At 47.3% G+C, this 20770-nt stretch carries 21 protein-coding genes and 2 pseudogenes; 9 read left to right on the top strand and 14 right to left on the bottom strand.

Going from position 1 to position 20770, the window contains the following annotated elements:
• Positions 1 to 255: 255 nt before the first annotated feature.
• The 6 genes and pseudogenes from ACGHVY_RS00660 to ACGHVY_RS00635 all read left to right on the top strand — a co-directional run.
• Positions 256 to 852: pseudogene (locus ACGHVY_RS00660) on the top strand (hypothetical protein); the annotation flags it as partial.
• Between the two features lie 27 nt (positions 853 to 879).
• A complete protein-coding gene (locus tag ACGHVY_RS00655) occupies positions 880 to 3141 on the top strand; it encodes a zincin-like metallopeptidase domain-containing protein (protein WP_390596337.1) in 2262 nt (753 codons plus the stop codon).
• Positions 3142 to 3152: 11 nt separating this feature from the next.
• Positions 3153 to 4709, top strand: a complete 1557-nt coding sequence (locus ACGHVY_RS00650; protein WP_390596335.1) for a glucosaminidase domain-containing protein — start codon at positions 3153 to 3155, stop codon at positions 4707 to 4709.
• A gap of 12 nt (positions 4710 to 4721) precedes the next feature.
• Positions 4722 to 4898 carry a hypothetical protein gene (locus ACGHVY_RS00645; RefSeq protein ID WP_186976180.1) on the top strand — a complete coding sequence of 59 codons (177 nt, stop codon included), beginning with the start codon at positions 4722 to 4724 and terminating at the stop codon, positions 4896 to 4898.
• Between the two features lie 83 nt (positions 4899 to 4981).
• Positions 4982 to 5593, top strand: a complete 612-nt coding sequence (locus ACGHVY_RS00640; protein WP_186976179.1) for a hypothetical protein — start codon at positions 4982 to 4984, stop codon at positions 5591 to 5593.
• A gap of 5 nt (positions 5594 to 5598) precedes the next feature.
• Positions 5599 to 7281: a zincin-like metallopeptidase domain-containing protein gene (locus ACGHVY_RS00635; protein WP_390596332.1), complete on the top strand. Its 1683-nt coding sequence runs from the start codon at positions 5599 to 5601 to the stop codon at positions 7279 to 7281.
• Positions 7282 to 7508: 227 nt separating this feature from the next.
• Here ACGHVY_RS00635 and ACGHVY_RS00630 read toward each other — a convergent pair whose 3' ends face one another.
• The 9 genes from ACGHVY_RS00630 to ACGHVY_RS00590 form a co-directional block, all read right to left on the bottom strand.
• Complete coding sequence (locus ACGHVY_RS00630; RefSeq protein WP_390596330.1) at positions 7509 to 7739, bottom strand: hypothetical protein; 231 nt, start codon at positions 7737 to 7739, stop codon at positions 7509 to 7511.
• The gene (locus tag ACGHVY_RS00625) at positions 7736 to 8212 is read right to left on the bottom strand and encodes a hypothetical protein (protein ID WP_390596327.1); all 477 of its coding nucleotides are present in this window, start codon (positions 8210 to 8212) and stop codon (positions 7736 to 7738) included. The genes ACGHVY_RS00630 and ACGHVY_RS00625 overlap by 4 nt, the downstream gene beginning before the upstream one ends.
• A gap of 359 nt (positions 8213 to 8571) precedes the next feature.
• Positions 8572 to 9981 (bottom strand): OmpA family protein, encoded by a 1410-nt coding sequence (locus ACGHVY_RS00620; RefSeq protein WP_390596324.1) that lies wholly within the window; start codon positions 9979 to 9981, stop codon positions 8572 to 8574.
• Between the two features lie 53 nt (positions 9982 to 10034).
• The gene (mobV, locus tag ACGHVY_RS00615) at positions 10035 to 11492 is read right to left on the bottom strand and encodes a MobV family relaxase (RefSeq protein WP_390596321.1); all 1458 of its coding nucleotides are present in this window, start codon (positions 11490 to 11492) and stop codon (positions 10035 to 10037) included.
• Positions 11493 to 11711: 219 nt separating this feature from the next.
• Positions 11712 to 12557 (bottom strand): MarR family transcriptional regulator, encoded by an 846-nt coding sequence (locus ACGHVY_RS00610; RefSeq protein WP_390596318.1) that lies wholly within the window; start codon positions 12555 to 12557, stop codon positions 11712 to 11714.
• Positions 12547 to 13137: a hypothetical protein gene (locus ACGHVY_RS00605; protein ID WP_390596316.1), complete on the bottom strand. Its 591-nt coding sequence runs from the start codon at positions 13135 to 13137 to the stop codon at positions 12547 to 12549. Before ACGHVY_RS00605 ends, ACGHVY_RS00610 begins: the two co-directional genes overlap by 11 nt.
• A complete protein-coding gene (locus ACGHVY_RS00600; protein ID WP_289757081.1) occupies positions 13128 to 13529 on the bottom strand; it encodes a hypothetical protein in 402 nt (133 codons plus the stop codon). The genes ACGHVY_RS00605 and ACGHVY_RS00600 overlap by 10 nt, the downstream gene beginning before the upstream one ends.
• The gene (locus ACGHVY_RS00595) at positions 13526 to 13972 is read right to left on the bottom strand and encodes a hypothetical protein (RefSeq protein WP_390596313.1); all 447 of its coding nucleotides are present in this window, start codon (positions 13970 to 13972) and stop codon (positions 13526 to 13528) included. Before ACGHVY_RS00595 ends, ACGHVY_RS00600 begins: the two co-directional genes overlap by 4 nt.
• A 26-nt stretch (positions 13973 to 13998) precedes the next feature.
• On the bottom strand, positions 13999 to 15048 hold the full coding sequence (locus tag ACGHVY_RS00590; protein WP_390596310.1) for a hypothetical protein: 1050 nt from the start codon (positions 15046 to 15048) through the stop codon (positions 13999 to 14001).
• A 238-nt stretch (positions 15049 to 15286) separates the two neighbouring features.
• On the opposite strand from ACGHVY_RS00590, the gene ACGHVY_RS00585 reads away from it, so the two are divergent.
• Positions 15287 to 15901, top strand: coding sequence for a recombinase family protein (locus tag ACGHVY_RS00585; protein WP_117703375.1), 615 nt, complete (start codon positions 15287 to 15289; stop codon positions 15899 to 15901).
• A 278-nt stretch (positions 15902 to 16179) separates the two neighbouring features.
• The gene (locus ACGHVY_RS00580) at positions 16180 to 16473 is read left to right on the top strand and encodes an HU family DNA-binding protein (RefSeq protein ID WP_259296626.1); all 294 of its coding nucleotides are present in this window, start codon (positions 16180 to 16182) and stop codon (positions 16471 to 16473) included.
• 94 nt (positions 16474 to 16567) lie between these two features.
• Here the strand turns inward: ACGHVY_RS00580 and ACGHVY_RS00575 are convergent, their stop codons facing one another.
• Positions 16568 to 16951, bottom strand: coding sequence for a single-stranded DNA-binding protein (locus tag ACGHVY_RS00575; RefSeq protein WP_390596307.1), 384 nt, complete (start codon positions 16949 to 16951; stop codon positions 16568 to 16570).
• Between the two features lie 142 nt (positions 16952 to 17093).
• Between ACGHVY_RS00575 and ACGHVY_RS00570 the strand changes: the two genes are divergently transcribed.
• Positions 17094 to 17282 (top strand): hypothetical protein, encoded by a 189-nt coding sequence (locus ACGHVY_RS00570; protein ID WP_195426036.1) that lies wholly within the window; start codon positions 17094 to 17096, stop codon positions 17280 to 17282.
• A 361-nt stretch (positions 17283 to 17643) separates the two neighbouring features.
• On the opposite strand, the gene ACGHVY_RS00565 is transcribed toward ACGHVY_RS00570, so the two are convergent.
• From ACGHVY_RS00565 to ACGHVY_RS00550, 4 genes and pseudogenes are all read right to left on the bottom strand, one after another.
• A complete protein-coding gene (locus tag ACGHVY_RS00565; RefSeq protein WP_117703371.1) occupies positions 17644 to 17901 on the bottom strand; it encodes a hypothetical protein in 258 nt (85 codons plus the stop codon).
• Positions 17902 to 17909: 8 nt separating this feature from the next.
• Positions 17910 to 18239 (bottom strand): annotated as a pseudogene (locus ACGHVY_RS00560) (molybdenum ABC transporter ATP-binding protein).
• Between the two features lie 13 nt (positions 18240 to 18252).
• A complete protein-coding gene (locus tag ACGHVY_RS00555) occupies positions 18253 to 18429 on the bottom strand; it encodes a ribonuclease P (protein WP_117703491.1) in 177 nt (58 codons plus the stop codon).
• Between the two features lie 1004 nt (positions 18430 to 19433).
• The gene (locus tag ACGHVY_RS00550) at positions 19434 to 20765 is read right to left on the bottom strand and encodes a RagB/SusD family nutrient uptake outer membrane protein (protein ID WP_308745842.1); all 1332 of its coding nucleotides are present in this window, start codon (positions 20763 to 20765) and stop codon (positions 19434 to 19436) included.
• Positions 20766 to 20770: the final 5 nt, after the last annotated feature.

Genomic DNA, 20770 nt, shown 5'->3' with positions numbered 1-20770 from the left:
AACAACAATCCTTTCGGAATAAGCGGATTCAATGAAAAGGAACGTGGAAAAGATGCAGGGTACAAGAATGTACCTCTGGTTGTCGCACCGGGGCAAGAAGAAGCCTACCTGAACGATTTAGCGAAAATGAACGGCACGGAGGTCAAAACCAAGCTGGAGCAAACGCGACCGGAAATGGAACAGAAGGAAAAGGTTGAAACTGAAAACAGGCAGCCCGTTATTTCCCCAGACAAAAACATACCGGGAGAACAGACGGAACAGGCCAACACGAACGGATGGAGCGGATTGCTCGGTACGTTGGGACTGGATGGCATGAGCGATATTACGGGTAACCTCGGATATGTCATGGCTATGTTGCCAGATATTTTGTTGGGGGCATTTACCGGAAAGACACAATCGTTGCGCTTCGTGGATAACCTGTTACCGATAGCGAGTATCGTGGCGGGTATGTTCGTGCGTAATCCATTGCTAAAAATGCTCCTTGTTGGTCTGGGCGGCATGAATTTGCTGAACAAAGCAGGACACGAGGCTTTACAAGGGAGAGCAGAGGGAAAACTGCAGGCGGTTGCAGGAAAAGATGTGCAGTACCGACGCTATGCGGATGAGCCGTTGAATCCACGCATCATAAATCCGATTCTTCAAGGCAGCACCCTTATAGCCACGATAGACCGTGTGCCCTGCACTATCCAACTCATGCCGACCGTTGCGGATGCCTACCGTGCCGGGGCCTTACCATTGAATACGTTGGCCAACGCCGTGCTTGCCAAAAGTGACCAACTTCGCCGGATTGCATCGCAGAATTACGATGACGGACAGCAGGAAACCATCGTTCGCACGCGAGGCATCCAATAATTTTACGAACAATAAAAGTATGATTATATGAAAGAAAAGTCATCAATCGAAAAGAAAGCCCAGGAGAAGCAAACCGACTTGTTGTCCAAGGCCTTGAGTGAGGCATCGAACGCCGGAGGGCACTGGCTGAACGCTTCGGGTAAGAAATTTCCGCGCCTTTATCCGCAGGGGGTATCCGCCAGCCCGTTCAATGCACTGTTCATGGCGTTGCATTCGGACAGATACGGTTGCAAAACCAACCTGTTCACGCTCTACACTGATGCCAAGGCGCGAGGCACGGCGGTAAGGGAGCATGAGCAGGGTGTCCCGTTCCTTTTCTACAACTGGAACAAATATGTCAATCGGAACAATCCGGAAGAGACCATCGACCGTACTGCCTATCTTCAATTAAGTGAAGAGCAGAAAGCGCAGTTCAAGGGCATCCATAACCGGGAGATCCGCACGCTTTTCAATATCGACCAGACGACACAGCCATACGTGGACAAGGAAGGTTACGAGGAAGCGGTGGCACAGGACGGTACAGCCCAAGAAAGAGGCTACGCCGAGGCGGACAACCGCCGGCTACGCAGCCGGTTCAATGATTTTCTGCAGAAAATGCGGGACAATCTCGTTCCCGTGCGCTCGGACGGAAGCGGTGTCCCTCATTACGAGACGGACAAGGATGCGGTCTATATGCCGCGCCAAAAGGATTTCGCGCATTACCACGACTATGTGCAGGAAGCGTTGCGGCAGATCGTGAGTGCTACAGGACACCAGCAACGGCTTGCACGGGAAGGCATGGTGATGAAAAACGGCACGGCTCCATCGGAGGATGCGGTGAAATACGAACGGCTTGTCGTGGAAGTGGCTTCCGGAATCAAAATGTTGGAGCTGGGACTGCCTGCCCGCCTGTCCGAAGAAAGCCTTAAGACGGTGGACTACTGGTGTCGGGAGTTCAAGGAGAATCCGTGCCTGATGGATGCGCTCGAAAGCGATGTGAACAATGCGCTCGAAGTCATCCGTAAAGCGGAACGTGGCGAGAAAATCGAGTATGCCACGATGCGCAACAGACGGCAGACATCGACCATGCAGGAGCAGATGCCCAAGCACTATTTCGTGGCGAACGAAATCAGCCGCCATCCCGACAAAGAGGCAAAAAGCATCGTCCTCGTCATCGACCGGCAGAATAAATCTGCGGATGTCATCCTGCCAGCCGGAGCTTCCTCAGAGACGGACAACGAGATTTCGGGCATGAACAAAGGACGTATCGAACGGGCTTTGCGGAAAGAGGGAATCGATCAGGTGTATTTTTATAATAACAATGGTGCATTGGGGTACAGACCCGATGACGGTTACTTTGCAGAGAAATTGGTAACATTGGCCCGGTTAAAGAACCGCACGTTGGAAATGCTCTCGACACTGGATGTGTCGTCAGCCGTCAAACGGGCGAACGAGGTCGGTTTCGATACCGTGCAAATGATTCAGGATGACAAAAACCGCTGGGCACTCTATATCAAACCGGAAAACAAGAACGGGTATAGTGTATATCCCGAAAAGGAGGATGTGAACCGTTTTTTCTCCACGCTCAAGCAGGCGATGGATAATCTCGATAAGGTGCGCATGGAACTGGCATACAAGTATTACGCTTTGGCAGAGGTCAAGCCCGATCTGAAAGTGGATTTGTTCGGCAGCCCGACACCGGAAATTGACCTGAACCGGATTCAACGTGTGTCCGTCTTCAAAACCAAGCAGGACGGTATTCAGTGTGTGGCAACCATAGACGGACAGAAGCTGCAGCCCCGCAGCGTTACTCCGCAGCAATGGCAGCGGATGTGGGTGGCGGAAGACAAAAACGAATATAAACGCCATCTGGCTGCCACGCTATTTGCTGACGTACTGCAAAGGGGGCAGTCAGTCGGAGAACAGAAACAGGAAGAAAATGTACAACACCAGAATGAGACGGTGGTGGAAAATCATACGGAGGAGACGAAAAACGAAGAAAAGGTTTCTGTACAGCGTCAGTTCTGGGACAAGCTCAAGGCACAACACCCCGATGCCCTGCAACTGATCCGCACAGGTGAAGTGTACCGGCTCTATAATGAGGATGCCGTAAAGGGTGCGGAGGTATTGGGTATCGCGATAAAAGAAAATCCGGAGCGTAGCTTCTCGTCTTCCGCAGAGTTCCCGAAGGAAGAACTTGACAGCCATCTGCCCAAACTCGTGCGTGCCGGCCAGCGTGTCGCTATCTGTGAACAAGCTGCAGAACAACAAGACATCGAGCAGGAAACACATCGGGGGATTCGTAGATAAGGAGAAGTAGTATGAGCAGAAATCAGGAATATGCACAGCAGTATGCGGAGTATGCAATGGAACAGATGCGCAGGTACGGAATACCCGCCTCGGTGACATTGGCGCAAGGAATTTTGGAGAGTAGCAACGGACGAAGCCGGTTGGCACAGAACGAGAACAACCACTTCGGTATTAAAGCCACGCCTTCATGGATTGCCGAAGGCGGCAGATACGGTCTGTATTCGGACGACAAACCCGACGAAAAATTTTGCAGCTATGACAGCGTGGGCGATTCATACGAACACCACTCCCGTTTTTTGAAGGAGAACAGCCGCTATGCCGGTTGCTTCAAGCTGTCCCCGGACGATTACAAGGGCTGGACACAAAGCATCGAGAAGGCCGGTTACGCCACTGGTGGCAGGTACGCCGAGAATCTGCAAAAAATCATCGAACAGAACGGATTGCAGCAGTATGACCGGTTGGTCATGCAGGAGATGGCGGCTCAAGGCAGGGAGTTCGGTGTGGAGAACAATCCGCTCCGTGCATCCGGGGAGGTGACGAATGCAAACAGCTACTCGTTCCCTGTCGAACGCAAAGAGTTCCTTTTCGTGACCTCACCTTTCGGTATGCGGCAAGACCCGATGGACGGTTCAAAGCAGCAGATGCACAAGGGTGTCGATATACGGTGTAACGGCGACACAGTACTGGCAACGGAGAATGGCGGCAAAGTTATAGCCGTCAATCACAATAAGAACACGCCCGGCGGTAAGTCGCTGACGGTGGAATATGCCCGTGCCGATGGCAGCAAGGTACAATGTACCTATATGCACCTACGCGAGGTTTCCGTAAAAGTCGGCGATTTGGTTCAAGCCGGCGGGCGGCTCGGCATATCTGGCAACACGGGGACACGGACAACGGGTGAGCATCTGCACTTCGGTGTGGTGAACATTTATGCTGACGGGACACGCCGTGACATAGACCCAGCAGCGTATCTGGCGGAAATCGCCCAAAAGGGACAGCTCAAACAACAAATGCTGCACAACGGCAATGACCTGCTTGCCAAATATAAGGGAATTGAAGAGTTGTCGGCCGACAAGAATCTTTCACCCGACGGATGGATGAAGAAACTGCTCTCCTCGGAGGACAGCGGCGTGGGCTTGTCGGGATGCAACGACCCGATTGTGGAAATGGCTATGACCGCTTTCGCCTCCCTGATGCTTCTGGCAACACAGATTGACAATCGGAACGAGGAAGAGCAGAAAGCGGCAATATCGGTGGCTATGGACTCCCGGAACATCGACTTGAAGCCGTTGTTACCGAACATGAAAAACTGCGACCTGACCATCGGTGAGAACGGCAAAGCCATTCTACAGGTGGACAATGGAGAACTGCGTGTCTCACGTGAGCTGACTGCCGCCAAACTGAGTCGGTTGTCGGCCACGTTGAACAATCTCGCTCTTCCGGAGGAGACCAGACGGATGCGTATTGCCGGTATGCTGAACACGATTATCCTGTCGGAGGCGGCCTCACAGAATTTCGAGCAAGGGATGTCCCAACAACAGGGTCAGACGGAGAACCTGAGAAGATAAAGGCATGGCGATATGATAAAATGCGTGATGATACAGCTATGCAAATGTCTGGCAGGGATTTCCATTCTTGCCCAGCACGTCCTGTTCTGCTATCATCTGTTCGGATGGATAGCGACGCTTGTTATCGTGGGCGTGCAACTGGTTATCGCCGGATGGATAGTCTGGGCGATGATACGCGCTCCCGATTAGTCCCATGCTTCCATAGTTCAACATCAATAAACCCCATGTCTCACTTGTCGGATGATCCATGTATCATTAAAGACAGAAAACAGATGATTAAATGTAATGTTACGGTATGCGGCATTATCAGCCGCGATGCGTCGATGCGCACGAACAAGGATGGAAAGGCATTTCTGACCTTTCCGCTCAAGGTCACGGTTCCGGGAACGGGCGGCCAGAATATGAATATCGAGGTGGATGTCCGCAAGGACGGAAGTCAGGAAGAGACCGCCGGCTATCGGAACGGCTCGCATGTCGAAGTGAAGGGTACGATGTATCTCAAACGCCGGAGTGAGAAACTCTATTTCAACCTTTTCGCCAATGAGGTGTGCAATGCTTCGGCGGATGATGCGGATGGTATCAAGGGCGAACTGGTATTTCGTGGTAAGGTGGGTCAGAACATCGAGGAAAAAAAGGATAAGAAAGAACATCCCTACACGGTGTTCTCGGCATTCAGTGCGGAGAAGGTCGAGAACGGCTTCGAGTACCAGTGGGTACGCTTCTTCTGTTTCGGTTACGAACGTGAGGAGTGGTTGCAGTCCGGTGTGAAGGTGGACGCCAAAGGGGAAATGAACCTGTCGGCACACAACGGTAAAATCAACCTGTCTTGCAAAGTAGAAGAGCTTACACAGCATGTGTCGGATTCGTCTAACCACAATCAGTGACGCTTATGGCTGGGTACAGAAAAAAGAATGCCGACGGGCCTAACAGCGAGGATAAGGCTCTTGACCTGTTCGCGGAAATGATGATCGAGAAAATCGAGAGCATCCGTAAGGACTGGAAAAAGCCTTGGTTCACCGAGGGCGCGTTGCAATGGCCGAAAAATCTTTCAGGGCGCGAGTATAACGGCATGAACGCTTTTATGCTGTTGCTGCACTGTGAGAATGAGGGATATAAGATTCCACGTTTCTGCACGTTCGACTGTGTGCAACGGCTCAATAATCCCGGCAAGGACGGAAAGGAACTGCCTCGTGTCTCCGTGTTGCGCGGCGAGAAGTCCTTTCCGGTCATGCTAACCACGTTTACGTGTATCCACAAAGAGACGAAAGAGAAAATCAAGTATGAGGATTACAAGAAACTCTCCGATGATGAAAAAAAGGAGTATAATGTCTATCCGAATATGAAGGTGTTCCGGGTCTTCAATGTGGCGCAGACCAATTTGCAGGAAGCACGTCCGGAGCTGTGGAAAAAGTTGGAGGAGGAAAATGTGCGTCCGGCAATCGAGGGTGGCGAGCATTTCTGTTTCGCACCCGTCGATACGATGATAAAGGATAATCTTTGGATTTGTCCGATTACGCCGAAACATCAGGACAGTGCCTACTACTCCATCACGAAGAATGAAATCATCGTTCCAGAAAAGGATCAGTTCAAATCGGGGGAATCGTTCTATGGAACGCTTTTCCACGAGATGACGCACTCGACCGGTGCGGAAAGTGTGCTCGACCGGTTCAAGCCGACTTCATTCGGTTCTCCGGAATATGCACGCGAGGAACTGGTAGCCGAACTCGGCAGTGCATTGGTAGCCCAACGTTATGGTATGACCAAGCATATCAAGGAAGACAGTTGCGCGTATCTCAAAGGGTGGCTCGATGAGTTGAAGGAATCGCCTCAATTCATCAAGACCACGCTGCTCGATGTGAAAAAAGCGGCCTCGCTTATTACGCAAAGAGTGGATAAGATTGCGCAGGAATTGGAGCAGCACATCGGCAAGGAACAAGAGGTTGCCACGAAAGAAAAGGTGTACTATTCATCGGTGGCTTATCTCCAGTCCACCGATGACACGAAACAACTTGACGAACTCAAGGACAAAGGGGACTATAAGGGATTGCTGACGCTCGCCAAGGAGTATTACGACGGCAACGGCATCAACGAGCAATACACATATTCATCGCCTACGAACAACAAGGGTGACGACCTTCTTGTCGAGGATAAGAATTTTGCCGTAGTGTACAATGGAAGTGTCGGAGGGACATACGAAGTGATGTTGAAATTCACGGAGCAGGAAGTCCGTGACCATATCCGGCGTTACGGTGTCGATCTTGCCGGAGAGACAATCAAAGAGGTTGCCAAGGATATGGCCGCAGAGCAGTTCTCCGCTATGGCACAGCAAAAGACACCGGCATTCGAGATGCCGAACGGTGACGTGCTGTATGTCGCATATAACCGGGAATCGGACACGCTGGATGTGGGACAGGCTGCCAATGCAGGTATGATCACTCAGCATCGTTTTCCGTATGACCACAATATTGAATTGGCTGCCAATCTGCAAAAGGTAAATGAAAGGCTGAACGAAATGGAAGAATATCGGGAAGAGCTACAAGAGGCAGAATACAGCGGCGGAATGCGGCGTTAGAAGGCGAAGTATAAGCGATGTGGAGCGGACTGTAAAAGTCTGCTCCACGTTTTTATGGCCTGCACCGATGCCATAGATACGATGCAGGCTGTTCATATTATTGGTTCAATAAGTAGTCAATCATTGACTGTAGGTCTGACAGGTCACAATATTGATTCCGTCCTGCCATTTGGTATAAAAATTCTGTGCCATATTGATTTTTATTGTTGATTATGTAAGTAATTTTTTCATTTCTCACCGTCAATAGTCAGCTTTTTCAATTCCCAATCGTATTCCACTTCCGGCATATTGGTATAAGGGAAATGAACAGTATAACCTATCTGTCCGTAAGAGCAATGCAATGGTGTCACACATATTTCATAGCCGAAATAGGGTTGTGGGCTGCAGTATTTCCGCCAATTGAAACGACCAGCGGCAATATTGCCGCAAAGTCGTTTGAGAGTGCCGTTTATTGTCATTTCACATCTCCTTTACTTAGAATTGAGAGTTGGTTCGGACGGTCTGGAAACCAATAGGCATCACTGTCTATATACACGCATCTGTCGCCATTCCAAGGCTTTCTGAAAGCCAATACCTCTTTGGGGCCGAATACCACTCCGTAATCATTCGTGAACGCTACCATATCGCCAACTGCCAAATCAATGTCTGTTTCCATCACCTCTGAAAGCCGATTGAAAAACTCCATGCCTTCTGCCTCCCGTTCCGCTCTCCATTTCCGGAACTCCTCTTTGTGACTTCTCGGTGTGGGTATCGGTGATAATTCCGACGCAAAAACTTCTGCTTCCGAAGCACCGCTTGAAATCAGAATAATGCTGTCACTATCCACTTCTTCAGGTGCGGAAATCACTTTATACTCTCCGTCAGACTTGCCATTGTCGGGGTCATTCCAATAAAGGAGATTGCCGTTTTTGATGTAATCGTATTTACCCATTGTCTTTTGATTTATTGATTTTTTATTTTCCCTTTTTTCGAAGCTATTTCGGCTTCCTTGTCGGGATTGATTTTTATGCTGAATCAACAGTGGAAAAAGGGCGAATAAGACAAATAAACAGCGGACTGATTCTACGGAATACCCAAATCTGCGATTTGCGGAAGGCTGTCGGAGAATCCGGATGCCGTTAGCGATAGCGGTACTTGGCAATCGACCGAACACTGTACCTTTGCATACAAAATCTCACCGAACAAGAATAGCCGATACTGCGATTTGTGGAATACTGAGGTACATAAAAAAGAGTGTCATTCCGCAGAACGACACTCTGGCTATTTATAACAGTTAATACAAAAGGGCTATTATCCCTCGGTGAAAAACAGCTCCACTTTCGTGTGTCGGTTGGCTTCAGCCGGTACATGGTCGGCTATTCCGCCTCTGCTCACCTTGATGATTCTTTCAACCGGGATACCGCGTCGTCCTAATTCCGCAACGATATAGTCTGCCCTCGACGTACTTAAAGAATTATTGAGAACCGGAGTTCCCGTTGAACTGTCTGCCGCACCTGTTACTCTTACGGACAATCCGTATTTGTTCGCCACACGAGCCAGTTCATCGAGATTAAGCATCTGCGAGGCATCCGTCAAATGAACCGTATTCAGATTGAAAAAGAAATAAACAGGCGAGCCGATACATTCTCCGACTTGCATGAGTTTCATATCTTCTGAACCGTTTATGGCCATTTTTTCGGGTAAGCGGTCATTATTGACATATCGGGTATTTGTCGAATCAAGTGGGGAAATACCGTCCCAGTGTCGATTCCTCAATCTTGCCATAAGTGAGTTCAGCCCACTGTAATTATTGGTGGGATAACCTTGACGCTTGCCAATGCTGTCTTCCGTTATAAGACTGCCGTATTTGTCGAGCAGTCCCTCAATCTCTAAAATCTTCTTCAATTCAATAAATGTCCGACGGTTCTGGTCGTTCAAGTCTGCATAACGTTTGTTTTCTTTCGACAGGAAGTTGGCATAATCCACGAGCCATTCGTTCTGACGGACGTAAGGCGTTGCATCCACGGCACGTTTCCAGCCAATCTTTCCGAGGTGAAATGTGAAGCCGGCTGTCAGCGACAGCATGTGATCACCGAGACGGTTCGGGTGTCCGTAGCCGTCGAAGTCCTGAAAGGTGGTAGTGCCGGAAAGTTCCAACAGGGCACTTACCCGTCTGGAAATACGGTATTGTCCTTGCACCCCGTATGAGATAGCCAATGGGGTATGCCCATTCGTGGCATTATGCTGGAGTCCGATTCCGGCAAAAGGTGCGAGATTCCAGCGCACTTGATCTTGCCGGGCATACCTGCGGCCGAGTACATTCCATAGCAAATCCGCATGGATATGATGGTAGTCCTGAGTGGACAATGCACCATCCTTGAACTGTAAACCGCTGTAGTTGATACGCGCACCGACCGATGGCGTGAACCATTTGCCGACGGCAAGGCTGTACGAGGGTTTCAGGCGTCCGAAAAGATCTTCACAACCGAGTGGCGTACCGAGAAATGCGGTCGCACCTCCGGCAATGCTGACAAACCAGTTGCCGGTACGGGACATCGGAAGAACCACTCCGTCGAGATAGACGGGTTGCATCGGTTGAAATTCCTCCGTGATATTATAGAATGACGGAGGTTGGACAGTATCTCCCTGTATGGAGTGTACACCTGCGTGTGCCTGAAACGAGCAGAGCACAGCGAAAATAAGAATGAGTTGTTTCGTCATATTCCAATGATTTTATTCGTTATACTTTTGATTTATCGTAAGATGTGTGCCACTTACCGTTTGGGCTTTTTGCCGATGGCCGGACGCATCATACGGCTTGCCATCCTCATGCAGCGGAGTGCCCATGCACGGTTGTCCTCGTCCTCGTCACGTCCCCATTTCAGGTCGCTTTTACTGCCTCCGCCGCCACGAGTTTCGGCAAACGTGGTGGCATCATCGACCATTCCGAGGAACAACATCGTTGCACAGTGCATTATGTCTGCGCCCTGTTCCGCGATGGATTGAACGAGTGAGCCGTCGAATAGCTGCCGTTCCGACATGTCCATTTGTGCCGATACATTCCGGTATTCACCGACCACACTTTCCAGCAATACGTCTTTGAACAGAGTGTCCACTTTGGAGTGAACATCACGTGAATACTTGTAGGCTTCTTCTTTGAGCTCTTCGGTACGATCCTTAATGGCATCCATGTCCTCCTTGAGGTCGGTCAGTTGCCGGTCAGCGGCCTGTAACTTCTGTTGCTTGTCTGCCAGTTGTTTGTTGATGCCTACCAACTCTTTTTCCAACGTTTGAATCTGGGTTGCCAACTCTGCCGCATTACCGCTATTCGCTTTCAAATCCAATTCGGCTGCCGACAGCAAAGCCTCTTTTTCCGCTTTTGACTTTTCAAGGTTATCGACCATTGTCGTAAGTCCTTTGACCCTGCGCTCTGCCAGACGGATGTCCGATTGAAGTTCGGAGAGAGCCTTCCGATGCCGGTCGATATTTTCCTCGATGGTTGTACACTCCTCGGAGAGCATACGGCGATACTCTTCGGTTGTCCTGTGGCGTGCGCCCGTTTCGGATATGTTCGTTCCTCTCGACATTCCCCATTTCGTATTGACTTCAGCGAAAAAGTCGGTATGGAGCTGTTTCATCCTCGCACTATATTCAAACTTGTCCTTTCCGGCGAAAATCTCCTTGTACGCAAACCGTCCGTCTTTGATTGGCAGAAGCGTACAATGCACGTGTGGATTTAACTCGTCCAGATGTACAATGAATGCGGCTATATTCTGTTCGCCGTACTTGCCACTAACGAATGAGTACACGTCCTTTGCCCAACGTTCGATGTCGCCCTCCCTCCTGATGCGTGTATTGTCCGCACCGTTTTCAAAGTCCACCTGCTGTGTACCGAATGCGAGTTCGTGCATCCGCTTACGAGATCCGCCGAAAATGATATTTACCACCGTGCGGAACTTCGGTTCAGCCAATCCTTCGTTGGGGTCTTTGATTCCGCGACGGCTCAATATGTCCGCCATCCGTTCCGGGATGTTGCGAGTCGTGTCAATGGGGCGTATCTTGCCTCCGGGTGCAATCTCGAAGTTCAGGTGTTTGCGTGTGGGGTCGTAGTTGCCTTTGCTCATGGCGTATTTCTCCGCACGTTCGCTACGATCACGCAGATGTTCGTTGCTTTGGGCGGCGGTGATGCCTTTCGACACATGCACATCAAGCACTTGTTTCTGATTTGTCATACTGTTTCTTTGTTATTGTGGACAATCAGCCATGTCCCAGCTTGCTGCCTGTATGGACACTGTCCCCGCCGACGAATGTCGGTCGGGGTATTAGGCTCCCCCTTCCCTTTGTTTCGTGGCATACGGGCAAGCCTGTGTGTCTCCTATAACCGGCAGGATACCTGTAACGGGATAGCGGCGGATTGTTCGAGGTTATACGATCTGTTTCCGGTTTCCGATTTAATCCGCTGGCTCCTGTGTCCTTGCCAAAAGCGATAAAAAGGGTTTGCGAAGCGATTTGAGGCGTTCTTTGTCATCGTCCGTGTCGAAGGTCGTTTCACACGCTTCGGTATCGAGAATCAGCTCCGCAAGCTCTTTGGATGCCTCGATGAAGGATACCCATTCTTCATCGAGGTCATGACGAAAGAACTCAATGAGCGGCGAGCTGTCATCGAATCTCGATTTGCGCAATACTCGTTGCAAGGCTGCGTGGGCAATACATCCCAAGGCGGTCTTACGAATCTCCTCTTCCTGTTTATTGGCGTGTGCCGATGCTGTGTCGATATGACTGTCCAGACAGTGACGGCTCTCGTATCTGGTCATTCCGGCCATCGCCTGACGGACGGCCTGACCGCAGATATTGCCGACATCCGCAGAGGTCATTTTGCCAACTATCCAATCGGACAATACCTCTTGCAGTTGTATGGCAAAGTCCGGCTGTCGCTGTACAACGGATGCAGCCGAAGACTGACCGGATTGCACGGGCATAGTGACGACTATGCTCTTTGCGAGCCTGGTGCGTTTCAATTGTCCGAACGCCTCCAACGTTTCCAGAAACGAGCGGACAGTGGCACGATGCCAATGCCACTCCGTCGCAAGGTCGGAAATGGTCACATGACACTGGCAAGGCTGAAGGTCGTAGTCCTGTTTCCTTAGAAAAGGGGAAATAAAACCTGCCAGCGATTTGTCCAGCAGGTCACTATAGGCTTCCGTCCGCGTCTTTCGTTCGCCGACTTTTTCTTTAAGGTAGTCGAACACCTTTACATCCGCCACTATGACGGCAGGGATTTCTTGCTTATTTTTCATTATCGTCCTGTTTTTGATGATTATTATTTTGCGGATGAACCGAGTTGCCGTTATCCGCATTATGCGGCAACCCTGCGTGATGATTATCGTAATATGATTCGGACAGTGTTTGAGAATACTTCACCCATTCGGTACGTTTTTCCGCATCCTTGCATTCGGACATGACCCGAACAGAGGGATAGAACAGAGCAGCCAAAAGAAGAAAGGTAACAGTTACCGACAGCGTGTACAAATGCGGTACGAATCCGATGACCACTGTTACCAATGCAAGGATGACAAATGCACGAGGGCAATCCAGCAACTTGCGGAACCAGTTATCCGTTCGCTTAAACGAGAACATGGCGGCACAGACTCCGGTAGATAACAGGATGCCAAATTCGCCTATATGACCGCACGCATATACATAGTGAAAAAGTAACAGGCATATCAGCCAAATTTGCGCATAGAGTTTGCGAGCCTTGTCGCTTCGTGCCATTGCCATGTAAAAGACTGCCATGCACCGTTTGTTGCTCTTGTACAATGTCAGCGACACCGCAAAGGGTATAGCATAGAAAATGAGTTGCAGAATATTCAATAACATAGGTAGTATGGTTTTTCGGGTATGTGAATGGGACGCACCATGAGCTCCAATTGTACAGTGCCATAAGTCGCCAACCGGATAATGGTTTCGGCATCTGCTGCAGAAAGGTACATCGCCGCCTTTTTGATGCGTTGTTTGAATTGGGGGTTCTGCTTGCGATAAGTTGCCAACGCTTTGTCCAGTTCATGCTCCGGAATATGCCATACTGTCCCTTCAGCATATTCACCTTGCGTTTTGAATGCACGCAACACCAGCGTGCGGGAAACGAGATAGTCAGTCCTGTCGGTTCTCGAAATGATATTCTCCTTGTAAAGATTGTCATCGACAACCTCTATCCACGTCCGGTAGGCGTTGATGCAATAGACCATTTGTCTGTACAGTGTGTTCCTCATATAAAATTCATCAGCACATCGGCCTTGTCTTTTTTATACTTCAAGAATCCGCCTTTGGAATGGAGTTCCAAATCGAGGCACAAGTCTCCGTACATCTGTTCCAAAGAATCATAGATCGCGACGATGATGCTGTTTACCTTGCCCTCAGTATCCGTCTTGGCGTTCATCTTGAACATCTGCCCGAAAGCCGGATTCGAGTACGCACAGGTGCTATGACCGAATTTCTCGGAGCGCATAGGGATGTGGTGATAGAGCGTTATCAGCTCCATATCGTCCTCGAACATATCCATCACCTCGTCCAAATCATAAGGATTGTGCAACGGAAACGTAAGCAGTACATAGTCACCGTAGAACTGCGGTTCCTCCATAGTCGTCACATCGAGCAACTGGGGCAGTTGCAAGGGAACGAACGTCATAAAGTCATCATAGAAGTGTCGTAACATAATCATATTGTTTTCGTGTTATATCGTTACAGGGTGTGTATGAATGCCTCCAACAGCATTCCGGGCAACTCGTCCAGTCGATTGTTTCCAGATTGCAGGATTTTACCTAAAACCTCGAAAGCGTCGGAGGTCTGCATAGCAAGCGTGTCAAGACGCCGTCTCTCCTCGGATGAAAGCAATGAAATACAAAAACCGTCCATTGAAGAATAAGGCTGGAGGAGCATCCAGATATAGGCTTGCGCCTGTGCCGGTGTCCTGACTTTTTTATCGCGGATGTTGTCGATACAGGTCTGAACATTCTGAATCAACCTGCGGTTGGTGCGCATGGCCAAATAGACCATTGCGTCCTGATAGGTGATGTCGTTCCGCTCGGCAGCAAGGAATACCTGTGAGCAGCATCGCTCCGTATTATGTGTGATATCGGAAAGATCCACACCATCGAAATCGGGCAGACGTGAGAGGAAAGCACGGAATGCCGCATCCTCTTTTTCGATATAAATTGTCAGGTCGGCTATACAGTGGATGCCGTAATCAATTGTTTGTGTCAGTACGTCCCTATAGGTAGCAAGAACACGTTGCCGATTCCCCGGACAGACGGGGCGGCTGTCCAACGAGGTAAAGAACGGGCGGATTGCTTCAGCCTCACGATGCAGTTCTGCATCTTTCAGATGTAGTGAGACCTGTTCCTTGACCAGCAGCACATCCTTATAAGTACGGGACTTCGACAAAGCCAGTCGGGAAAATTCCATTCGGATGGAATCATGCGTCCGTTTGCAATCTTCAATATGGACTGAATGAAGCCGGGCGAGCGTGTCTCGTTCGAGATACCGGAAAACGGAATCCCTTATGGTTTGCCATTGCTTGAGGTGTTCGGCCAAGTCTTTAATGGAAAGGTTGTCCAGCTTACGTACATCGGACAGATATTCCCTGTATGTTCCGGCAGGGTCGGTTTTGACATTCGCCATACGTTTGCCATTTCCGCTATCGCACGATGTACACGTGAGTATGGCAATAGAAACGGCAATTGTTTTGGCTATAATCATGTGTGGTTTTAAGTTCGATTTTAATGTTTTCATACTATATTATTTCGTACTATTTTGCGCAAAACTATATATAATTTTCGATACTTCGTATCATTCAAATCGTATTTTGCGCATTTTTCAATATCGTACTTAATAGTATGATTTCCAATGAAAACAAGTGAAAGAAAAAGAATGATTCGAGGTCTGTTCTTGTTTTTTAATATAGTATGATTTGAACACTCAAATAAAACTCGTATCTTTGCACTTATTATCATCGGAATTGTATATTGACATGGCAAAAGTTGGTTATATATTCAAGGCAAACTCCTATGATGCGTTTGACGCAGACAAGGAATGGATGCTCCAGTACGGTTGTGTACAAGTGATAGAGGAATCGGTCAAACACGAGACGCTTAGACCGAAGTGGAAACAACTCATGTCGAATCTTGAAAGAGGGGACGAACTGGTGGTATCGAAATTCAGCAATGCCGTGCGCGGCTTGCGGGAACTGGCGGCCTTGATCGAGTTATGCCGGATTAAAGTGGTGCGCATCATCTCCATACATGATAAGATTGACACATGTAACGAACTGTTTGCCGATACGACACCTGCAGAAGTGTTGATGATGTTCGGGGCACTTCCAGAGGAAGTGGCCGTACTGCGAAAATCATCTGATAAGATTATGCGCCTGCAACAAAGTATCAATACGTCCATACTTACCAAAAAGAGTTTGAGTAAAGCGGAACGGGATAAGAAGATTGTGGACATGTATAACGATGGTTATTCAATCCGGGACATATGGAAAGAGAGCGGTGTCCGGAGCAAAAGTACAGTGTATGGCATACTCAATAAATACAGGGTACAACTTAACAGAAAACCCGGACGTGTACCGGGACTACGGAAATAGACAGGAGCAATGCAATATCTGAACGAAATAATACACATTGAAAATCAGTTGATTATTTGCATTATCCGCAGTTTTTTCGTACCTTTATATTGAGATATTTTAACTAAAATGAAAGAGTTATGGGAGATATTATAATTGTATTGTTAGTATTCTTTGTTGTTGGGAAACTCCTGAAAGGAGTGTTTGGTGGTTTCAGCAAGAGCAGCTTCCGGGATGACAAATAAGGCGGATAGTTGTATCAAGCCGATATTTTGTAATTTTGCAGGGTATTCATTAAAATCAAGAAGAAAATGACAAAAGCAGAAATTGTCGCTCAGATTTCACGGCAGAGCGGAATAGAGAAAGCGGTAGTACAGACTGTGGTAGAGGCATTCATGGAAAATGTAAAAGAGTCGATGATCGCAGGCAACGATGTATTCCTGCGCGGATTCGGCAGCTTTATCATAAAGCGTAGAGCTGAAAAAACGGCTCGGAATATTTCTAAGAACACAACAATCAAAATTCCCGCCCATAATATCCCTGCATTCAAGCCAGCCAAATCATTCGTGAATGCAGTAAAAGAGAACAAGTAATCGTGTTTACAAGAGAATTGCTATAATAGGATAGATTGGCAATGAGTAAAACAAAAGCGGCTATTACGCCGCTTTATTCATGTAATGCAGGAGATTATTTCTTGCCTTTTTTCTTCCCCTTCTTAACAGGTTCCTTGGGGGCTTCTTCCTTCTCGACGGTCGGATAGAACTTGACTGCCACCATCACGATGCGGTTGTGCTTCACACCAGCATCGTCGCTCCATTCTTCGGGTTTGAAATACCCCTCGACGGTAAGCATCGTGCCCTTGGTCAGCTGGTCGAACGCCCCGGCGTTCTCGTTCTTGCGCCATGCCTCAAAGTTCATAAAGGCGGAAACGCGGTTGGATTCCTCGCCGTTCTTCTCCAGTCGGCTTACTGCCAAAGAAAAACGGGCTACACTGGCGTTGGCAAACTGACGGATTTCTGCATCTTTACCTACGAATCCGGTTACTGCGAAATTGTTTCCAATCTTTTTCATAATGAATTGCTTTTAGAAGTTTTTAATCAATTTTACGCTGCCTCAAAAAGTAGGTGCAGAAAAGGGATGCACCAAGGATAGCGTATCAATACTCTTTATTTTTACCGAAGGTAAAACCGCAAGGCTCGATAAAGGAAGATTGATGCGGCTACGCCATTGGTCAAGACTTCCGGAAGTCGTTCCCGGCTGCATACTATCTTTGCAACGGAAAAATGATGATGACTTCGCCGGAAAGCCATTCCGAAAAAGAGCAGAGGACAGCAGCTTCGGGTTCAGTTACATGAAAGAGCATATCCGTCCGTTGACATCATGTAGTCTGTTTCGGCGGTAAGTCCGCAAGAAACGGCAGGATTGGAACTGGGGGCAGTTCGACTTGATTTGAGGCAGCAAGAAGAGGAGCACCAACTCGCCAAACGTTGCATGACTGTGAGGGAATATCAACGAAGTCGCGACAAAAAGGCGTGGTAGCATATCGAGGTGGTTATCATGTCCCGACTGGATGAGATGAAAGGAGCAGAGGGGAAGAAAAAGGCAACACCTGTCTTATCGGCAAAGCGGCAGTCCGCTTTTCACGAATGACCGGTTTTACAAAAGGATATGGCGCAGCCAAAAAAGAAAGATAGGATTATACAAAAGGAAATGGCGGGTGGCTGAAATTGTCCGTTATCCATTTCAGCCTGTTCCCACCGTCATCAAAATTCAGCCATGATTACCCGGTTCTCAAAAATTTTAGCCTGATCGCTGGGGCGTCTTTGGCAGACCCACAGATGATGTGCCCCGTAGCCGAATACGAAATAATCGTCAAGATGTGTTTCCGTTTTCAGACGTTCCATGCTGGCACGCAATTCCGCTTCGTCGATTGAAAAAAGGATTGTGTTGATGATGCGGAAATAAATGTCCGTTGCTTCATCGCTGTAACGACAGAAGACATGTTCGATTGTAACTTTCATGTTCTTGGTTATTTAACTTCAATAATATTCTCAATTCTCCCGTAAAGTGAGGAACGCAAGGCTGTTTTGTCGATTGCGTAATATTCAGCAATATGTCCGTACTGTTTGACGTAATATCGCTTGAGAACATCCGAGAAATCGAAGTAATAGCCCATCAATGCGATGCCTTTCTGAAAACGGCAGCATCCTCTTACTTGTTCCGTTATCCAATTTTTGTCATCACGGGTCAATTTGCCTCCATTATTGAGTCACTCTCGTAACCTGTAAACCTTGCAGTCTTTCAGTGTCGCCAATTCCGGCACATCCCATTTGACGAATTTGAATGCTATTTGTCCCATAACTTCCCCCTTTTTAATCATAGATAATTACTTCATCACGGTATTCCGCTATCTCCTTACCATTGTTGAGACGAACGACTATTTTGTTGCCGTAATCTCCCACAACCGTTCCCTCTGTGTATCCTTTGTATGGAACGAGTAGGCTGCAATGTGCGCCAATAATTTCGGTTACTTCTTCTGATTCGTACATACGATTGCTGTTTTCTGTTGTCATTTGATTTTCTTTTTTATCCCTCATGTAGTATTTACTACTTTCGGGATTGATTGAAATTATGTCGCCTCATAAGGTGTCTTGGCTCTTTATGCAGGGTTTCACAAGCAAATACTACCTCTGATTGCAGAGTGTGGAGATTTGGTCGTGAACCGTCAGGCTCCGACCTTGCACAAAAGAAAGACAGGACATATACCTTTGCGACACAATTCTCATCAGACAGACCGAAAGTCGGTACGCAATGGTGCAACTCCCACAACGGGAGATCCGATAAAAGGGAATAAATAAAATAGGATTGCAGCGAAAAGAGAAAATACAGGCTGTGGGATTCTCTTCTCTTTTGGCTGCATAAAATATACCACTAAAAGAACCGAAGAAATAGTTTAGTTTAGGATATTAGTCATATATATATGCTAAACTAAATAAAACTAAATATAGGCAGGTACATTTACCTGTCCGTATGTTTATGTCTTTATAAAAAAGCGTATCTTTGTAAAACGGATGTTCCTTGAAAGAAAATCGAGGTTTGCACTTTGAGGTTTGCGATGCTTGTCTGAAGACAAAGATTATGCAAGAAGGTTGGAAAAAGGACTTCGAGTGTGAACAACTGAAAGGAATGAAAAGTAGTGCAAGCAAAAAAAACGGGAAATCGTAAAAAAGATGTTTTTGTTCCTGTTTTGTTTCTTTATTTCGAGAAACATTTATATAAAACTCTCATTTATAATATGTTATTATATATCAAAATAACATTTACCAGATTCTGAATAGAGATAATATTCTAAACGCTTCTACGTTATTTATCGTAATAAGTCGCTACAAAGATATTATTTTCCTGGCATATGGCAATGCGTTTGGGGGATAAAGATTTCAGAAGTGAATGGGATGTGTGTGGGAAATGTAGGATAGGTGGTGACGGAGGATAAAAAACTCCTCTTGCAAATGAGGTTGCAAGAGGAGTTTTATCAGATTTATAATATATGTTCTTAGTTCATTAACCCCGGATTAGCATCAATAGCTTCTTGTGGAATACGTAATGTATAGCGTGCGTCGTCTTGTTCAAGTACATATATGCTTCCGCCTAATTCTTTTTGAATGCGAGGGCGAGTAGTACGGCGTAAGTCAAACCAACGATGACCTTCGAAAATAAGTTCGCGGGCACGTTCTTCAAGGATCTCATTGATTAATTCTGTCTGGCTCATAGCGTTTACTGTATTTTTCTTATTGTCATATCCTGTTGGAGTGTATCGCTTTTCCATTAGTTGTAATAAGCGTGCACGGGCTTCAGGAAGTTTATCCAAACGGGCGGCGGCTTCGGCTGAATTCAGATAAAGTTCTCCTGTACGGAAAGTGCACGTGAATTTAGCTTCTCCTCCTTTAGCACTAATACGATTATTCTCCTCGTCCGGAGCTGTAAAGTATTTTGTTAGTCGCAAATCCGTATTATCATATTTTTGCAAGAACGAGGGAGAAACGAGGCATGCCTTATTGGAAGAAACACTAAACATGAATTCGTAGGCTGTAATCATTTCAGTAGATTCGAAGTTATTAGGAAGCATTTCTCCATTCATATCTTCCAATGTGGACTTTTGTGCTAAAGCCTGCTCTGCCATTTCATAGGCTTTCTGCCATTCTCCCATATATAGGCGTACCCGTGCCTCAAAAGCATCAATGGACGGTACTGAAAAACGATAAAGGTACTTGGATTCCCATTCTTTTTGATGGATCAGCCCTCGTGCTGTCTGTATATCAGATAGAATAGAAGTATAAACCTCTTTAACGGTATTGCGTGAAGGTACTTCTTCCAAATCTACGCTTAGTTTTAGGGGGATTGCTTTGGTTTCCGGGGCTCCGTCTTTTGTATAAGGTTGGCCATATAAATTAACCAGTATGAAATGCAGGTAACTTCTGAATAGATAAGCTTCTCCTACTAGTTGCTCTATGTCTTCTTTGCTGCCTTCTGTGATTTGGTCTTTCTTGTCTATGATGGAATTGGCATAGAAAATGGCATTATAGTAATTACTCCATCCAAAAGTTGCAGTACCACTGGGAGAATTAAGATCATTCCATGTTTCAATTGCAGAAAAACTACTTTGGTCATTACGGTCACTGCTGATGACAATTTCGTCTGTGCGCATTTCGCTGTAAGCTTTGTCCTGAAATTGATTGGTTTTGTAGGCAGTAGTCATCAACGCACGATATTCTGCCAATGTATTAGGGATAACCTTGCCAACAGGCTGTATATCCAGAAAACTGTCACATGAAGAGAACAGGATGCTGGTTAATAATGCCAAAATTATATATATATTCTTCGTCATAACTT

The sequence above is a fragment of the Bacteroides sp. f07 genome, assembly GCF_042854785.1.
Classification (GTDB): domain Bacteria; phylum Bacteroidota; class Bacteroidia; order Bacteroidales; family Bacteroidaceae; genus Bacteroides.
This window is presented reverse-complemented; position numbering and strand designations above follow the sequence as displayed.

Coding starts and splice junctions, on each gene's coding strand:
- ACGHVY_RS00610 (WP_390596318.1), bottom strand. CDS start 12,557: ATGAAAAATAAGCAAGAAATCCCTGCCGTCATAGTGGCGGATGTAAAG.
- ACGHVY_RS00625 (WP_390596327.1), bottom strand. CDS start 8,212: ATGGGTAAATACGATTACATCAAAAACGGCAATCTCCTTTATTGGAAT.
- ACGHVY_RS00620 (WP_390596324.1), bottom strand. CDS start 9,981: ATGACGAAACAACTCATTCTTATTTTCGCTGTGCTCTGCTCGTTTCAG.
- ACGHVY_RS00565 (WP_117703371.1), bottom strand. CDS start 17,901: ATGAAAGTTACAATCGAACATGTCTTCTGTCGTTACAGCGATGAAGCA.
- ACGHVY_RS00570 (WP_195426036.1), top strand. CDS start 17,094: ATGCGGCTACGCCATTGGTCAAGACTTCCGGAAGTCGTTCCCGGCTGC.
- ACGHVY_RS00575 (WP_390596307.1), bottom strand. CDS start 16,951: ATGAAAAAGATTGGAAACAATTTCGCAGTAACCGGATTCGTAGGTAAA.
- ACGHVY_RS00635 (WP_390596332.1), top strand. CDS start 5,599: ATGGCTGGGTACAGAAAAAAGAATGCCGACGGGCCTAACAGCGAGGAT.
- ACGHVY_RS00590 (WP_390596310.1), bottom strand. CDS start 15,048: ATGAAAACATTAAAATCGAACTTAAAACCACACATGATTATAGCCAAA.
- ACGHVY_RS00630 (WP_390596330.1), bottom strand. CDS start 7,739: ATGACAATAAACGGCACTCTCAAACGACTTTGCGGCAATATTGCCGCT.
- ACGHVY_RS00645 (WP_186976180.1), top strand. CDS start 4,722: ATGATAAAATGCGTGATGATACAGCTATGCAAATGTCTGGCAGGGATT.
- ACGHVY_RS00550 (WP_308745842.1), bottom strand. CDS start 20,765: ATGACGAAGAATATATATATAATTTTGGCATTATTAACCAGCATCCTG.
- ACGHVY_RS00585 (WP_117703375.1), top strand. CDS start 15,287: ATGGCAAAAGTTGGTTATATATTCAAGGCAAACTCCTATGATGCGTTT.
- mobV (WP_390596321.1), bottom strand. CDS start 11,492: ATGACAAATCAGAAACAAGTGCTTGATGTGCATGTGTCGAAAGGCATC.
- ACGHVY_RS00555 (WP_117703491.1), bottom strand. CDS start 18,429: ATGTACGAATCAGAAGAAGTAACCGAAATTATTGGCGCACATTGCAGC.
- ACGHVY_RS00595 (WP_390596313.1), bottom strand. CDS start 13,972: ATGTTACGACACTTCTATGATGACTTTATGACGTTCGTTCCCTTGCAA.
- ACGHVY_RS00650 (WP_390596335.1), top strand. CDS start 3,153: ATGAGCAGAAATCAGGAATATGCACAGCAGTATGCGGAGTATGCAATG.
- ACGHVY_RS00655 (WP_390596337.1), top strand. CDS start 880: ATGAAAGAAAAGTCATCAATCGAAAAGAAAGCCCAGGAGAAGCAAACC.
- ACGHVY_RS00640 (WP_186976179.1), top strand. CDS start 4,982: ATGATTAAATGTAATGTTACGGTATGCGGCATTATCAGCCGCGATGCG.
- ACGHVY_RS00605 (WP_390596316.1), bottom strand. CDS start 13,137: ATGTTATTGAATATTCTGCAACTCATTTTCTATGCTATACCCTTTGCG.
- ACGHVY_RS00600 (WP_289757081.1), bottom strand. CDS start 13,529: ATGAGGAACACACTGTACAGACAAATGGTCTATTGCATCAACGCCTAC.